The organism is Gulosibacter hominis (assembly GCF_904842695.1).
GTDB classification, from domain to species: Bacteria; Actinomycetota; Actinomycetes; order Actinomycetales; family Microbacteriaceae; genus Gulosibacter; species Gulosibacter hominis.
The window spans coordinates 46,523-62,870 of sequence record NZ_CAJGWQ010000004.1; the positions used below are offsets into that span (position 1 = coordinate 46,523).

The window sequence follows — 16,348 nt, forward strand, 5'->3', positions numbered from 1 at the left end:
AGATGGCTGTCCCCGATCAACCCAGCCCCACACTGCGCTCGACCACATAGCCCTGTTCGGGCAGCTCGATTCGGATGCTTGTGATTCCGTTCGCGTCCACCCGCACGGTTTCGATCACCTCGGGGCCGTTATCGCGACGCTCAATCTCAACACCGCTCAGGTCACGCCCGTCACGCAACTCGGGGTCGAACGGCACCGCGAGGGACACCACCGGGGCGAGGTCACCCGTCGATTCGCCGGCAGCATCCAGTGCCGCATATTCGACGTAACGGAACCAGCCAATATTGTGCGCGGCACGATAACGACGCACCGCCACAAACTCACCGTCCGGGCCCGGTTCAGCCCCCGGCAACACCAGCGGATCGAACGCCACCTCGCGTCCCGAGTCACGCTCACGGAACACCCCGATGCCACGCGAGGGCCGATCGCGCAGTCGGTATCCCGAATCGGGATCGGCTGCGATCGCCAGGCCAATCGCCGTGGATGCAGACGGGTACGGTGATCGATGCACGCGGCGGCCAAACTCCTCCCGCAGCACTCGCGGCACGAGCGGCAGCCCACTGGCACCACCCACGAGATAGATTCCGGCGATCTCGGTGTCGTGCAGCGTTGCCCGCTCGTCCTCGCCGATCAGTGGCCGCATCGCGGTGATCGTCCGCTGCACGAGGGGTTTCGCCGCTTCATAAAACTCCTCCACCGGCACCGCCACATCGTCATCATCGAGTTCGAGCACCAGTCGACGCGATTGCGGCGCGAGCCGTTCTTTTGCGGTGCGGGCTTCGTCAAGCAGCCGCCCGCGCGCCCGGTCGCCAAACACATCCCCTGCCCGTCCCGCATGTTCGAGCGCGAGATCAACCAACACCTCGTCAAAGTCATCGCCGCCGAGCTGCCCCACACCGAGCGAGCGCACAATCTCGTGATCGGTGCCGTTGACGCGCACCAGCGAGGCGTCAAAGGTGCCGCCGCCGAGGTCATACACCACGAGGCTCTTGCGCTTCGAATTCAATGCGCGCGGGTGCCGGTGCGTGTATTCAAATGCCGCGGCGCTCGGTTCGTTAATCAGCGCCAGCACGTTCACGCCGGCGCGAACAAATGCATCCAGTGTGAGCAGCCGCTGCGCGCTATGCGCGTTGGCGGGCACCCCCACGATCGCTTCAATCGGTTCGTCATCGCGCCCGGCCATTACCGAACTGTTGCGGATGCGGTCGGTGACGTACCGTGCAAAGGCCAGCAGCACCTCGCCAAGCGGCCGCTGCGTGCCGCCGATCGTGACGGGGGTTTCGGAAGTGACTCGCGGCTGTGCCAGCAGGCGTTTGAATGAGCGCGCCAGCAGCGGCCGCCCCTGCGCGTGTTTGAGCGCCTCCCAGCCGCAGACGATGCGGTCGCCGTCGAGCGCCACAACGCTCGGGATATGTTCGTGCAGGTCACCGTCGTGGTCATCGATTCCCACGATCGGATAGTTGCCACGGTCAACCGCGGCAATCAGGGTTCGAGTGGTGCCGAAGTCGATTCCGAAGCGCATGCTGTCACGCTAGCAAGCGCAGGCAACGCGCGGGCCACTGCCATAGTTCGTCTCGGGTTAACCGACCTTTCAAGCACCGTCCAGAGGCCAGGAGTACCGTCGAAATTGGCAGGAGATTGCCACCGCACATCACCAATAGTTGAAAGTGAGTGTCGCTATGACGAACATCCGCAAAGTTACCGTGCTCGGAACCGGTGTACTCGGATCGCAGATCGCATTCCAAACCGCCTACTGCGGATTCGAGGTGACCGCCTACGACATCAGCGACGAGGCCCTCGCAACCGCACGCAAGCGATTTACCGGATGGGCGGCGGCCTACCGCGCCGACAACTATCCCGGCGCCGCCGAAGGCCAGGCCGATGCCACCATCGACAAAATCAAGCTCACTACCGATCTCGCTGAGGCCGCGGCGGATGCCGACCTCGTTATCGAAGCGGTTCCTGAAGTTCCGGAAATCAAGACCAGCACCTACGAGAAGCTCGCGCAGGTCGCGCCGGAGCACACGATTTTCGCAACCAACTCGTCGACGCTGCTGCCGAGCTCGTTCATGGATGCAACCGGCCGCCCCGACAAGTTCTTGGCCCTGCACTTCGCCAACCACATTTGGCGCCTGAACACCGCCGAGGTGATGGGCACCGATAAGACCGACCCGGCTGTCTATGACACCGTCGTGGAGTTCGCGGAAGAGATCAAGATGGTGCCCATCAAGGTGCTGAAAGAGCAGCCAGGATACGTGCTGAACTCGCTGCTGGTGCCGTTCCTGAACGCTGGTGCGGGCCTGCTCGTCGGCGGCGTCGCCGATGCCGAGACCATCGACAAAACCTGGCGCATCGCAACCGGTGCCCCGCTCGGTCCGTTCCAGATCTTCGACGTGGTCGGGCTCAACACCGCCTACAACATCACATCCGCCAACCCCGCCCCGGCAGCACAGGCATTTGCCAAGCTCCTCAAAGAGGAGTACATCGACAAGGGCAAGCTCGGCCGGGAAACCGGTGAGGGGTTCTACAAGTACAACTAGCGATCTAACGCAGCGAGGGGCGCACCGCTTCGGCGATGTGCCCCTTTCGTTCTGCTGCATTGACCGCAAGCAGTTCGGCGCCGCATTCCCCCGAAACCGCCCAGCGCCCATCCCCTTCACCCGTACTCCAAGGCAAGTGACCCTGCTATCGGCAAATGTCCCTGCTATAGCAGGGTCTTCCCGCAGTAACAGGGTCACTTGCCGGAAGAGCGCTGCAGCAACAAGAGAGCGCCGCGGCAAGGGGCACCGCACGGCAGCAAGAGAGCGCTGCGGCAACGAAAGAGCGCTGCGACCAAAGGCGCACGCCCGTACCCTCAGCACAAGTGACCCTGTTATCGCAAAGTGTCCCTGCTATAGCAGGGTCTTTCCGCAGTAAGAGGGTCTTTTGCCGAGAGGGCGCCGCGGCAATCAAAGAGCGCCGCGGCAAGGGGCACCACACGGCAGCGGGGCCCCACCGAGCAGGCGCGGCAGCAAGCGAAGGCTACTTCTGCTTACTCTCCACGTCGCCAGATAGCGCGGCGATGAAGGCTTCCTGTGGCACCTCAACGCGGCCAACCATCTTCATCCGTTTCTTACCTTCCTTCTGCTTTTCAAGCAGCTTGCGCTTACGCGAAATGTCACCGCCGTAGCACTTGGCGAGCACATCCTTACGGATCGCGCGAATATTTTCGCGGGCAATGATGCGCGCACCAACCGCCGCCTGAATCGGCACCTCGAACTGCTGCCGTGGAATCAGTTTCCGCAGCCGTTCGGCCATCATGGTGCCGTAGCTATAGGCCTTGTCGCGGTGCACGATGGCACTGAATGCATCCACCCGATCGCCCTGCAGCAAGATGTCGACCTTCACCAGGTCGGCAGCCTGATCGCCAACCGGCTCGTAGTCAAACGAGGCATAGCCCTGGGTGCGCGATTTCAGCTGGTCGAAAAAGTCGAACACGATCTCGCCCAGCGGCAGCGTGTAGCGCAGCTCAACCCGCTCTTCCGAGAGGTAGTCCATCGAAACCAGCGACCCGCGGCGCGACTCGCACAGTTCCATGACCTTACCGACGTAGTCCTTCGGCATCAGAATGGATGCGCGCACCACCGGTTCCCGCACCTCAAGGATCTTGCCTTCGGGGAACTCCGACGGGTTGGTGACGTGGTGCTCTTCTTTGTCTTCGGTGATGACGTCGTAGGTCACCGACGGCGCCGTGGTGATGATGTCGAGATCAAATTCGCGCGAGAGCCGCTCGGTAATGATTTCGAGGTGCAGCAGGCCCAAAAAGCCCACGCGGAAACCGAAGCCGAGCGCAACCGAAGTTTCGGGTTCGTAATTGAGCGCCGCATCCTCAAGTTTGAGTTTGTCGAGCGCCTCGCGCAGTTCGGGATAGTCGCCGGCGTCAATCGGGTAAAGCCCCGAGAACACCATCGGTTTGGGCTCGACATAACCGGGCAGCGCTTCGTCGGCGGGCTGTGCGGCCGAAGTGACCGTGTCGCCCACCTTCGACTGGCGCACATCTTTCACACCGGTGATGAGGAAGCCCACCTCACCGGTGCCGAGGCCCTTGGCCGGAGTTGGCTCGGGAGAAGAAACACCGATGTCGAGCAGCTCGTGCGTGCCGCCGGTTGACATCATCCGAATTTTTGCGCGATCGGTGAGGTGCCCGTCAACCATCCGCACATAGGTCACAACGCCCCGGTACGAGTCGTAAACCGAGTCAAAAATCAGCGCGCGCGGGTCGCCTTCGGGGTCACCGTCGGGTGCCGGGATGCGGTCGACGATGCGGTCGAGCAGCACATCCACGCCCATCCCGGTCTTGCCACTCACCCGCAACACATCGTCGGGTTCACCGCCGAGCAGGTTGGCGATCTCTTCGGCATAGCGCTCAGGATCGGCTGCCGGCAGGTCAATTTTGTTGAGCACCGGGATGACTTCAAGGTCGTTTTCGAGCGCCAGATAGAGGTTCGCGAGCGTCTGCGCCTCGATTCCCTGGGCAGCATCCACCAGCAGCACCGCGCCCTCGCAGGCTGCGAGCGAACGCGACACCTCGTAGCTGAAGTCGACGTGGCCGGGGGTGTCGATCATGTTGAGGATGTAGTCGTCTCCCGACACGTGCCACGGCATGCGCACGGCCTGCGACTTAATCGTGATGCCGCGTTCGCGCTCGAGTTCCATCTTGTCGAGGTACTGGGCGCGCATCACGCGATCTTCAACCGATCCGGTCAGCTGCAGCATGCGGTCGGCAAGGGTCGACTTGCCGTGATCGATGTGGGCAATGATGCAAAAATTTCGGATGCGGTCGGGTGGCGTGGCCAGCGGCTGCAAGATCTTAGGAGTGTTCGGCATGGTACCGGCCATTCTCCCATGCTTCTGATCGGAACCTCCACACGCGCTATCACGTCGCACAGTGCGGCTTGGCCTGAGCGGGAAAACCAACGGAATTAGCTTTGCAAATGCAAGCCTTTCTACAAAAACTTGCGGGGCGGTCGTAATTTTCTAGGCGTTTGACTACCCCAAGCTTGGCAGAGCGCCTAGAATTGCTAGTGGCTGACCGCTTCTCACCAAGTGTTTCAGGAGGTTTGATGTCTGCCGATCTACTTCCATCCACAGCAATCCGATTTGCCGTGCCAGCAGCCGACTGGCGCGCCGCCATTCAGGCCGCAGGTGATGCCCTTGTCGCCGGTGACATCGCCACCGACGCCTACGCCGACGCCATGATTAAGGCCGTCGAAGATCTCGGCCCCTACATCGTTATCGCGCCGGGCTTCGCACTCGCGCACGCACGCCCCTCAGAACAGGTGCGTCGCACCGGGCTCAGCTGGGTGAGCCTTGCCGAACCGGTTGAGTTCGGCAGCGAAACAAACGACCCGGTCGACCTGGTGGTGGGCCTTGCCGCCCTCGACCACGACGAACACCTGCAGGTGATGGCAAAGCTCGCGGGTGTGCTCGCCAACCCCGACACGCTCGCCCGGCTGCGCGCATCCAACGACCCCGAAGAAATTCGTTCAGCGCTGCTCGGCTAATCAGCGCCATGAGAAAGGACCCACTATGAAAATCATCGCAGTGTGCGGTATGGGCATCGGCACCTCGGTGCTGCTCAAGATGAACATCGACCAGGCGCTCGAAGCGCTCGGCGAAACCGCAGATGTTGAAGCCTCGGATATTTCATCAGCACGCGGCGCCGCTGCCAGTGCCGACCTGGTGATGACCAGCGCCGAACTCGCACCACAGCTCGGCGATATCGACACCCCCATCGCCGTCGTCAACAACTTCGTCGACCAAGACGAAGTGCGCGAAAAACTCGCGGCGGCACTCGACCTCTAATTGCCATTCGGTCGCGCATCCCGCGACCGACTCCGCCGGTGACGGCAAACCGGCTCAGCTGTACCGAGCCGAACGCTCGGACTACCGGAAAGGAATGCAGCCATGAATTGGCTCGTTGATGTCCTCGACTTCATAGGACAGCAAATTCTCAACGTGCCGGCCTATCTCGTCGGCATTATCGTGGCGGTCGGTCTGATCGCCCTGCGCAAGGGCGCCGGCCAGGTGATTGGCGGCGCGCTCAAAGCAACGCTCGGCTTTTTGATTCTCGGTGCCGGTGCCGATGTTGTGGTCGCCTCGCTTGAACCGCTCGGCAAGCTCGTGCTCGGCGTCACCGGAGCCGAAGGCGTCGTGCCCACTAACGAGGTCGTCACGGCAATGGCGGCAAAAGACTTCGGTGCCAACAGCGCCTACATCCTGGCGCTCGGCTTTTTGCTGATGCTGCTAATCGCCCGCTTCACCCCGCTGAACTATGTGTTCCTCACCGGTCACCACATGGTGTTCATGGCCATGCTGCTGTCGGTGCTGCTGTCGCTGTCGTTCGGCGCGAACGGCGGTTGGATCGCCGTGCTGATCGGTGCCGTGCTGCTGGCAATCATGATGACCGCGATGCCGGCGTTCGCGCATCCGTGGACCAAACGAGTCACCGGCAACGACACCGTGGCAATCGGTCACTTTTCGACACTCGGCTACATTGCCGCTGGTGCCGCGGGCCAGGCGGTCGGTCGCAACTCGCGCTCCACTGAAGACATTAAGTTCCCGCAGGGGCTGTCGTTCCTGCGCGACTCGATGGTCGCAACCGCCCTTTCGATGGTGCTCATCTATGTGGTGTTTGCCGTCTGGGGCCTGATCGCACTCGGCCCCGACTCTTATGCGATGCTTGACGCGACCGACGGCGGCGCGTTCGTGATGGCCGCAATCAAGCGCGGTCTGCTATTCGGTGTTGGTGTCTCGGTGATCCTCTACGGTGTGCGCACCTTCCTGGGTGAGCTCATCCCGGCCTTCCAGGGCATCGCCAAGAAGGTGGTTCCTGGCGCCAAGGCGGCCCTCGACATCCCGATTGTGTTCCCCTACGGCCAGAACGCCGTGCTCATCGGTTTCATCTCGTCGTTCATCGGCGGTCTGGTGATGCTGGTGTTGCTGGCCACCTGGCTTGGCCCGGCATTCGGTCTCGCACTGATTCTGCCCGGTATGGTGCCGCACTTCTTCTGTGGTGGTGGTGCCGGTGTTTACGGCAACGCAACCGGTGGCCGCCGCGGTGCGGTCGTGGGTGGTTTCGTCAACGGTCTGATCATCACGATTTTGCCGGCGCTGCTCTACGCGGTGATGAACGGAGTCGCTTCGATGTTCAACCAGCAGGCGCTTGCCGGCTCTACCTTCGGTGACGCCGACCTCGGCTGGTTCGGTTCGCTGATCGGTGCCGGTGTGCTCACCGGCTCGGCAGTGGCCACCGCGATCATCTCGCTGGTTATCGGCGCGGTCATCCTGGCCCTCGCCATCCTCTGGCAGGTCAAGGTGGTGAACAAGGGCTGGATGCCGGGCGAGGCCCACGCCCAGTTCGTCGCCGAAGTCAAGGCCGAAGAGGCTGCCGCAGCCAAGGCCGAGCGCGAAGCAGCCAAGGCTGAACGCGCCCGCGCCAAAGACGCCGGAGCTGATGGCACAGCCGATGCCTAACCGCAGCTAATCCCCCTCGCGGTGTGGGCCCGTTATCCTTCTCGGACACGGGCCCACACCCATTAGCGGTGACTTTCAATTCGGGGGCTTATTTCGGCCGCGCATCCTGGTAAGATGAATGCTTGGCTTACGCGTACCCCACTCGACGCGATGCGCCGCGCGGCCCCTCTACCGCAAGGTGCGAACCGAAAATCATCTATTTCGTACGAGGAAAGACTCAACGTGGCAAACATTAAGTCGCAGATCAAGCGCATTAAGACCAACCGCAAGGCAACCGAACGCAACAAGGCCCGCAAGTCGGAGCTGCGCACCGCAATCCGTCGCGTGAACGAGGCCGTTGCTGCCGGCAACCTCGAGGCCGCCCAGACCGCTCTAGCCCACGCTTCGAAGAAGCTCGACAAGGCCGTTTCGAAGGGCGTCATCCACAAGAACCAGGCCGCCAACAAGAAGTCGGCTATCGCCAAGCGCGTGAACTCGCTCAGCGCCTAAGCACGCTGCAGCTGACGGGGAGCATCATCGCGATGCTCCCCGTTTTTGTTTCGCTTTTGCGCCCGTGAGCTCAGCGGAAGATTTTGGCCCTACGATGCCCTCTCAGCCATCCTGACCCCGAAATTTTCCGCTGAACTCACCTTGCGGCACAGCAGGGCCACGCAACCAACCAGAGCAGGCTACGATTACTGTCGGATTCGGCTGTATGCCGCCACTGGAACTTCCGTGCCGACAAAGGAGTCGTCGATGACTGCATCCCCTCTCATGCCCGCTGAATGGACCGCGCATGAACGCACCTGGATGGCTTTCCCTCCCCCGAACGACACCTTCGGTGAGCGCGGCGGCCACGATCTTGAGCGTGCCCGCACCGCATGGCTCAATGTGGCTCGCACCATCGCCAAATATGAACCGGTAACGCTCATCGTTGATCCCGGTGACGAACACGAGGCACGCGCACAGGTCGGTGACGAGATCGATATCGTGCTGCACCAGCTTAATGACGCGTGGCTGCGCGACGCGGGCCCGAGCTTCGCTTTTGCGGGCGACGAGCTGGTGGCGGTCGACTGGGTGTTTAACGGCTGGGGCGCACAGGGCTGGGCCGCGTACGAGCATGACGCGAAGCTGGGGCGCTTTATTGCTGAACAGGCCGGCGTTCCGGTGGTTGATTCACCGCTCGTGAACGAGGGTGGCGGCATCCACGTAGATGGACTGGGCACGATGCTGCTCACAAAGACCGTGCAGCTTGACCCCGGTCGCAACCCGAACCTTACGGCGGCGGATGTGGAGCGCGAGTTTGCGCGCACCATCGGCACCACCAAGTCGATCTGGTTTGAACGCGGTTTGACTCGCGACTATGACGAGTTCGGCACTCGCGGCCACGTGGATATTATTGCGAGCTTCGCGGGTGAGGGCCGGGTGCTCGTACACGACCAGCGCGACCGCGCGCATCCCGATCATCTGGTGAGTGAACAGCTGCAGGCAACACTGCGCGATGCGGTGGATGCGCGCGGTGAACGGCTCGAGATGATTCCGGTTCCGGCACCCAAGACGCTGCGCGACCATCACGGTTGGGTCGACTGGTCGTACATCAACCACTATGTGTGCAATGGTGCGGTAATTCTGTGCGCGTTCGATGACGAGCACGATGCGGTCGCGGCAGAAATTTTGCAGCGCTGCTACCCGGATCACGTGATCGAGCTCGTGGATGCCCGCGATATTTTCGCGTTCGGCGGCGGCATTCACTGCATCACGCAGCAGCAGCCGCGCCGGCGCTAGCGGGAAGGGGCGTAGCCCTACAGCTCTCGCGCGGCCACTTTGCGGACGAGTCGTTCAACCGCAAATTCGGGGTCGCGCGAGAGCCCTTTCACCATGTGATCGGTTTCGGCGCAGAGCATGATGGCGTGCCCGAGCTGCACCTCGGTGAACCCCGAGAGGTCGCGGCGGGCCTGGCCCACCTGCCACGGCGCCGCGCCCACCTGCGAGGCGAGCTGTGCATCCGTGCCGGCAAGCCCGGCCACTTTTGCCATCAGCCGCAGCTTCATCGCAATCGCCGCCACAATCGGCACCGGGTTGACTCCGGTGTCGAACCCGGCACGCACGAGGCTGAGCGCCTGCGCCAGCTGCCCGGCGATAGTGGCATCAGCGATCTTGAACCCGGTGGTTTCGACTCGGCCGCCGTAGTAGCGTTCAACCAGCTCGGCGCTGATCTCGCGGTCGTCACTCAGCGCCATTAATTGCCGGCAGGCGGCGGCGAGCTCGGCTACGTCGGTGTTGAACGCGGCCACGAGGGATGCGGCGGCCTGCGGTTGGATGCGTCGCTGCTGCGCCCGAAATTCGGTCACTACAAACTCGTGCAGTTCGTGTGCTTTTGGCGTGACACAGTTGATTTCGACGAACCCGGCGTTGGCGCGCACGAGATCGAGCAGTTTTTTGCCGCGCACCCCCGACTCGTGCCGCAGCACCACAACGGTGCTCTCCACTGGGTTTGCCACGTAGTCAAGCGCCTCTTGCAAAAACTCGTTGGCGCACTCGTGCACGTGCTCGCACACCACCAGCCGCGGCTCCATAAATAGCGACGGGCTCACCAGCGTGCTCAGTTCGCCCGGCGCATACGAGCTGGCATCAATTTCTGAGGTTTCGAGCGCGGGGTCAGCGTCGCGCAGCTGGGCGCGAATTGAGGCCACCGCTTCGCTGGCAAAAAAGTCTTCGGGCCCCGAAACGAGCATGACCGGCGCGATCTGGGGCGCACGCCAGCTGCCCTGAGCGATGGCGGTGTTTGCTCTGCCTCGACCACTCTGTTTTGCTCGTGCTGCCACCGGCACCTCCCCCACTACATGTGACGGCTTTAACTCTACGTTGTCGCAACTCGCGGCTGCGGCTAACTACAGCAAGTGGGCCCGCTGCGCTCGGCCCAAATCCGCAGCTGCCCGTGCTGCTCATACACCGCAAAACTGCCGCGCTGATCGGTGCGCAGCCACGGCGTGCCCGCAGCCCCGAGTGCCGCGAGCGCCTCGTTCGTTGGGTGCCCGTACGAATTATCGGCACCCACCGAAATGAACGCCAACCGGGCACGCACCTGCGAGGTGAGTTCAGCCGATTGGTCGGCCGAGCCGTGATGCGACACCTTCAGCAGGTCGGCCCGCAGTGATGGCCACTGTTTTGCGATCGCCCGCTGTCTCGTCTCCCCCGCATCCCCGAGCAGCAACAGCGAGTAGCAGGCCTGCCGGCACGATTCGTTGGGGCTCGCGAGCACCACGAGGCTGCCGTCATTATCTTTTGTGCGCGACGGTGCCGCACCGCGCCGCTTGGGAGACAGCACCTGCAGGTCGAATTCGCCGCGCCGCTGCTGATCCCCAGCTGCCGCAAACCGCACCATCGCGCCCCGCGAGTGCAGCAGCTTGGTGTCAGGCTCGACGCGTGCCTGCTCGGTATCCGGCACCCAGGCCTCGCGCACTGGCACCGTGAGCTCACGCAGCGCACCGATATGGTCGCGGTCAAAATGGCTCACGATGAGCAGGTCGATTTCGGTCACCGCGAATCTCTCCAAACAGGATGCAAGCAGCTCAATATCTTCGCCGGTGTCAATCAGGATGTGTCTGCCGTCCGATTGCAAAAGCAGCGCATCCCCCTGCCCCACATCACACACCGCAACCCGCCAATTTTGCGGTAGATCGCGCCGCAGCACCGCAACACCAAATGCCACGCTGGCGGCGGCGATCACAACGGCCGCGCTCAACCCGAATGCGACGAGCTGCCGCAACAGCCGTGCGCGTTTGCCTCCCGGTGGTTTGCACACGACGATCGCCACCGCCGCTATCAGCAGCACGAACAGCAGTGCCCCGGCCGCTCCCGGCAACCACGGCACAGTTGCCAGCGGAAACCGGGCCACCGCCTGTGCTACGAGCCCGATCCACTGCGCCGGTAGCCACGCCACCCAAAGCAGCGCCATCCCCAGTGGCGGCACGATCACGCCGATCAGACAGCCGAATAGTCCGGCAACGGTGGCAAGCGGCGCGGCAGGGGCTGCGAGCAGGTTCGCCAGCACCCCGTAGGTTTGCACCTGGGGATCGAGCAGCAACAGGATGGGCTGGCAGGCTAATTGCGCCACGAGCGGCACCGCTATCAACAGGGCAATCGACGGCGGTAACCAACGCTCCAGCAGACGCTGGGCGGGTCGGGTGCCGAGCAGCAGCCCGGCGGTGGCTGCGCTCGACAGCGCAAACCCGTAGTCGCGTGCCAGCCACGGATCGGCGGCCAGCAGCACGACGATCGCGAGCGCGAGCACCGGCACGCCGCTCACCGGTCGTGACGCGGCGTCAACCGCGAGCACGATGAGTCCCATCGCGGCAGCGCGAATAACCGAACCCTGCGGGGTGACGAGCAGCACAAACAGCGCCAGTGCCAGCGCGGCCACGCCGATGCGAACCGCTCGTGGCCACGCAGCCAACCGACCGAGCGCGAGCATCCCGGCCACAATGAGTGCAATATTTGAGCCGCTTACCGCGGTGAGATGGCTGAGGGATGCCACCCGCATATGGTCATCGAGCGCATCGTTCACGAGCCGTTCATCCCCCACCGCGAGCCCCGGCACGAGCATATTGCCGGGTCCCGGTAGCGGCTGTGCGGCCGCCAAAAATTGACCGCGCAGCAGATCACCTGCCTCCAGCAGCGGATGCGGGTGAGCGACTACTGCGGCCGGTTCGCGCGCGAACACCAGGGCGACAACGCGGTCGCCGGGGTCAACAAGCTGCAAATTGCCGCGAAGCGATATGAGCGCACCAATCGGCGGTGGTTCGTCATCGCCGGTGGGCACAAAAAGCAGCACGGGCGCATCCACCGCCTCGTCATTGAGTGTCACCAATTGCACTCGAAGCCGAACGGATGCACCGCTGGCTCGCGGCAGCGCGGTGACCGTGGCCGTGATCTGCGCCGGTTTTCCCAATGTCGCCGCCTCCTGTACCGCGTCAGGGAGCCGTTCCGCCCCGCGCACGGCTGCGGAGGTCGACACGAGTGCCGCGGCACTGAGCGCGAGCACGAGCATCGCGCCCGCTGCCCGCCATTGCGGCCGCCTCGCCGCAGCGCCGATCGCAACGGCGGCAAGTAGCGCGCTGCCAAGGCCCAGCGCGGCCGCCAGCTGCGGGTCGGTGACCGCCACCGCTGCGGCGATCCAGGCGATCACGGCAGCGGGAAGCAGCCGCAGATCGGGTCCGCCCGGCGCCGCGGCGGCAGATTCCGGGTGGCCGCTCATACCGTGACCAGCTCGCGCAGCCCCTCGAGCGTGGCCTCGCCAATACCGGGAACATCGGTGAGCTCATCAACCGAAGTGAAAGGCCCGTTGGCGGTGCGATAGTCGAGGATGCGTTGCGCCATTGCCGGCCCGATGCGCGGGAGCGTCTCAAGTTCGGCCGCCGTTGCGGTGTTGAGATTGACCAGACCGCCGCCGGAGCCACCGCTCGCCCCGCTACCGGCACCGGGACCACCGCCAACCGGCGCATCCGCGACAGGCGGGCGGGTCTCGCCCAACGCGGTCACGTACACCTGTTCGCCGTCGGTGAGTTTGCGGGCGAGATTCATGCTGCCGGTATCCGCCCGCTCGGTGAACCCACCGGCTGCCGAAACCGCATCCACCACGCGAGATTCGGCGGCGAGTTCGTACACGCCGGGCTGTTGCACCTCGCCGAGCACATGGACAAGCAGCCGCGGCGCCTCGGCGCCGGCGAAATCGCGATTCGGGGCGTCACCCGGTGCCGGGTCGGCGGTGGTTTCAAGCGTCGGCAGTCCCTCGGCGGCACGCGGCTGCAGCGCAACCATCAGCACCACGACCGCGGCCACCACCAGCGCGATCACAACGGTGCCGCCGAACGACACCCGCAATCGGGGCCGCTCGGGCGCTCCGAACAGCGCATCCAGGTCGACTGCGGCCACCGGGCTGGGGCGTTCGGCCCCTTCGTTATCGACGGTACTGCCGGTCTCAGCAGTGCCGCCACTCTCGACAGCGCTGCCACTCTCAGTAGGGCCACCGCTCTCAGTATTGCCGCTGTGGGTGCTGCGCGCTTTGGATGCATCGCCGGTGTTCATGGCCGTGAACCTAGCGTTTTCACCCCGCCGGCGATTGCCAATTGGAGGTCGCTGTGGATAAGCCCCCGCTCACAGCATCGCCGGGCGGGCGGCGGCCACGACACCGGTGCCGCCAGAACAGTGCCGCCACAAAAGCACTTCCGAAAAGCTCCTCAGCAAAGAGCCTCCGGAAAGCCGCCGAAAACGAGCGTGGGGCACAGCATCCGCTGCACCCCACACCCGCCGATCAGGTTTAGACGACGATGTTCACAAACTTCGGCGCCTTCACGATCACCTTGCGAATCTCCTGGTCACCAACCACCCGCTTAGCGCCGGCAGATTCGAGCGCGAGTTCTTGCAGCTCGGCGTCGCTGATCGATGGCGATACTTCGAGCCGGTCACGCAGTTTGCCGTTCACCTGCACCACCGCGGTCACCGACTCCTGCACGAGCAGTTCGGGGTCGGCTTCGGGCCAGATCGCCTTGGCAACCGACGGCTCGTGGCCGAGCGCCTCCCACATATCTTCTGCCGTGTAGGGCGCGAACATGTCGAGCACCATGGCGATTGCCTCGGCCGCTTCGCGCACGGCGGGATCGGCGGCACCGGGGCCCGAGTCGATCGCCTTGCGGGCCGTGTTGGTGAGCTCCATGATGCGGGCAATCACCACGTTGAATTTAAACGTCTCGGCAAGCTTCGGCACTTCGTCCCAAAAGCGTGCCACCGCGCGACGCAGCTCGCGGTCACCGGATGCAAAATCGCAGCCGGGTTCGCTGGCCACGTCCTGTGCCACCCGCCAGGCGCGTGCGAGGAACTTACCCGAACCGGCAACCGAAACGTCCTTCCAGTCGACGTCCTCTTCGGGAGGCGAGGCAAACAGCATCGTGGTGCGCACCGCATCCACACCGTGTGCCGCCAGCTCATCGCTCAACAGCACCGTGTTGCCCTTCGACTTCGACATTTTCGAGCCGTCGTAGATGACCATGCCCTGGTTCATCAGCGCCGAGAACGGTTCGTCAAAGTCGACATAGCCCAGATCGAACAGCACCTTGGTGATGAACCGGGCATACAGCAGGTGCAAAATTGCGTGCTCAATACCGCCGATGTACTGGTCGATCGGAGCCCAGCGTTTGGCGACTGCGGGATCGAACGCCTGCGTGTTGTCGTTCGGCGAGAGGAAGCGCAGGAAGTACCACGACGAGTCAACGAAGGTGTCCATCGTGTCGGTGTCGCGCACGGCCGGCTTACCGTCCGGGGTCTGCGTGGTCTTCCACTCGGTTGCGGCGCCCAGGGGCGAGGTGCCCTTGGGTTTCAGGTCGAGTCCTTCGCCATCGGGCAGCAGCACCGGCAGCTGGTCTTCAGGAACGAGCAGCTCGTTGCCGTCTTCGTCATACATCACCGGGATGGGCGTGCCCCAGTAGCGCTGACGCGAAATCAGCCAGTCGCGCAGGCGGAAATTTTTGGCGGCACGGCCGGTGCCCCGTTCGCCGAGCACCTCGATTGCCTTGGCGATCGCCTCGGTCTTGTGCAGACCGTTCAGCGGGCCCGAGTTGACGAGCACACCGTCGCCGGTGGTGGCGACACCGGTTACTGCCGGATCAACCTCGGCAAACGAAAGTGCGTTGCCGTCTGCATCCTTCGGTGCATCCTCGCCCTGGGTGATGTCGACGACCACCCGCACCGGCAGATCAAAAGCACGCGCGAACTCAAAGTCGCGGTCATCGTGCGCCGGCACCGCCATGATCGCACCGTGACCGTAGTCGGCGAGCACATAGTCGCTGGTCCAAATGGGCAGACGTTCGCCATTCAGCGGGTTAATGCCATAACGCTCGAGAAAAAGACCGGTCTTGGGTCGCTCGGTGCTCTGCCGGTCGATTGCGCCGAGCTTCTGGGTTTCGTCGAGGTAGGCCTCGAACTGTGCCTGCACCTCGGGCGAGGCACCGGCGGCGAGCTCGGCAGCCAGTTCGCTATCGGGGGCGACCACCATGAAGGTGGCACCGTAGAGCGTGTCGGGCCGGGTGGTGAACACGGTCACGGGTTCGTCGCGGCCCTCGATCACGAAGTCGACGTCAGCACCGTGCGAGCGACCGATCCAGTTGCGCTGCATGGTGAGCACTTTGGCGGGCCAGTGACCCTCGAGCTTGTCGAGGTCGTCGAGCAGCCGGTCGGCGTAGTCGGTGATGCGCAGGAACCACTGGGTGAGTTTTTTCTTCACCACGATTGCGCCCGAGCGCTCCGAGGTACCGTCGGCAAGCACCTGCTCATTCGCGAGCACAGTCTGGTCAACCGGGTCCCAGTTCACGAGCGATTCTTTTCGGTAGGCCAGGCCCTTGCGATACATCTGTTGGAACAACCACTGGTTCCAGCGGTAATACTCGGGGTCGGAGGTGTGGATCACCCGGTTCCAGTCGAAGCTGGCCGCGTAGCGGCGCATCGAGTCGCGCTGCTGGGCGATGTTGCCGTAGGTCCAATCGCGAGGTTCACCGCCGCGTTTGATGGCCGCGTTTTCGGCCGGCAGACCGAATGAGTCCCAGCCGATGGGGTGCAGCACGTTGCAGTCACGGTGGCGCCAGTAGCGTGCCACCGCATCGCCGAGCGCGTACTGTTCGGCGTGCCCCATGTGCAGATCGCCCGATGGGTAGGGGAACATGTCGAGCACGTATTTGCGCGGCCGGTCATCGTCCTCGTCATTCGCGGCGAACGGCTGCAGTTCGTCCCACACCGGAAGCCACTTGGCTTCGAGGTGCCGGAAGTCGTAGCTGTTGCGGTCGTCGTCACGCTCAGCGGTCAC

The 16,348-nt window shown here is 63.6% G+C and carries 12 protein-coding genes; 6 read left to right on the plus strand and 6 right to left on the minus strand.

Translation table 11 applies throughout. The features are described from left to right. Positions 1-16 precede the first annotated feature (16 nt). A complete protein-coding gene (locus JMV54_RS04245; protein ID WP_201517703.1) occupies positions 17-1,522 on the minus strand; it encodes an Hsp70 family protein in 1,506 nt (501 codons plus the stop codon). A gap of 157 nt (positions 1,523-1,679) precedes the next feature. On the opposite strand from JMV54_RS04245, the gene JMV54_RS04250 reads away from it, so the two are divergent. Next, a complete protein-coding gene (locus JMV54_RS04250; protein ID WP_201517704.1) occupies positions 1,680-2,540 on the plus strand; it encodes a 3-hydroxyacyl-CoA dehydrogenase in 861 nt (286 codons plus the stop codon). A gap of 481 nt (positions 2,541-3,021) precedes the next feature. Here the strand turns inward: JMV54_RS04250 and lepA are convergent, their stop codons facing one another. Beyond that, entirely contained in the window at positions 3,022-4,866 is a 1,845-nt protein-coding gene (gene lepA, locus JMV54_RS04255) for a translation elongation factor 4 (protein ID WP_201517705.1), read from the minus strand. A gap of 236 nt (positions 4,867-5,102) precedes the next feature. Between lepA and JMV54_RS04260 the strand changes: the two genes are divergently transcribed. The 5 genes from JMV54_RS04260 (at position 5,103) to JMV54_RS04280 (ending at position 9,279) form a co-directional block, all read left to right on the plus strand. Next, the gene (locus tag JMV54_RS04260; protein WP_201517706.1) at positions 5,103-5,543 is read left to right on the plus strand and encodes a PTS sugar transporter subunit IIA; all 441 of its coding nucleotides are present in this window, start codon (positions 5,103-5,105) and stop codon (positions 5,541-5,543) included. 25 nt (positions 5,544-5,568) lie between these two features. Next, complete coding sequence (locus JMV54_RS04265) at positions 5,569-5,844, plus strand: PTS sugar transporter subunit IIB (RefSeq protein ID WP_201517707.1); 276 nt, start codon at positions 5,569-5,571, stop codon at positions 5,842-5,844. A 102-nt stretch (positions 5,845-5,946) separates the two neighbouring features. Further along, positions 5,947-7,515, plus strand: coding sequence for a PTS ascorbate transporter subunit IIC (locus JMV54_RS04270; protein WP_201517708.1), 1,569 nt, complete (start codon positions 5,947-5,949; stop codon positions 7,513-7,515). 222 nt (positions 7,516-7,737) lie between these two features. Further along, a complete protein-coding gene (gene rpsT / locus JMV54_RS04275; protein ID WP_201517709.1) occupies positions 7,738-8,004 on the plus strand; it encodes a 30S ribosomal protein S20 in 267 nt (88 codons plus the stop codon). Between the two features lie 246 nt (positions 8,005-8,250). Further along, positions 8,251-9,279, plus strand: a complete 1,029-nt coding sequence (locus tag JMV54_RS04280; RefSeq protein ID WP_230972811.1) for an agmatine deiminase family protein — start codon at positions 8,251-8,253, stop codon at positions 9,277-9,279. 17 nt (positions 9,280-9,296) lie between these two features. Here JMV54_RS04280 and holA read toward each other — a convergent pair whose 3' ends face one another. From holA to leuS, 4 genes are all read right to left on the minus strand, one after another. After that, positions 9,297-10,319: a DNA polymerase III subunit delta gene (gene holA, locus JMV54_RS04285; RefSeq protein ID WP_230972812.1), complete on the minus strand. Its 1,023-nt coding sequence runs from the start codon at positions 10,317-10,319 to the stop codon at positions 9,297-9,299. A 62-nt stretch (positions 10,320-10,381) separates the two neighbouring features. Beyond that, entirely contained in the window at positions 10,382-12,751 is a 2,370-nt protein-coding gene (locus JMV54_RS04290; RefSeq protein ID WP_201517710.1) for a DNA internalization-related competence protein ComEC/Rec2, read from the minus strand. Further along, positions 12,748-13,581, minus strand: coding sequence for a ComEA family DNA-binding protein (locus tag JMV54_RS04295; RefSeq protein ID WP_230972620.1), 834 nt, complete (start codon positions 13,579-13,581; stop codon positions 12,748-12,750). The genes JMV54_RS04290 and JMV54_RS04295 overlap by 4 nt, the downstream gene beginning before the upstream one ends. A 232-nt stretch (positions 13,582-13,813) precedes the next feature. Further along, positions 13,814-16,348 (minus strand): leucine--tRNA ligase, encoded by a 2,535-nt coding sequence (gene leuS / locus JMV54_RS04300; protein ID WP_201517792.1) that lies wholly within the window; start codon positions 16,346-16,348, stop codon positions 13,814-13,816.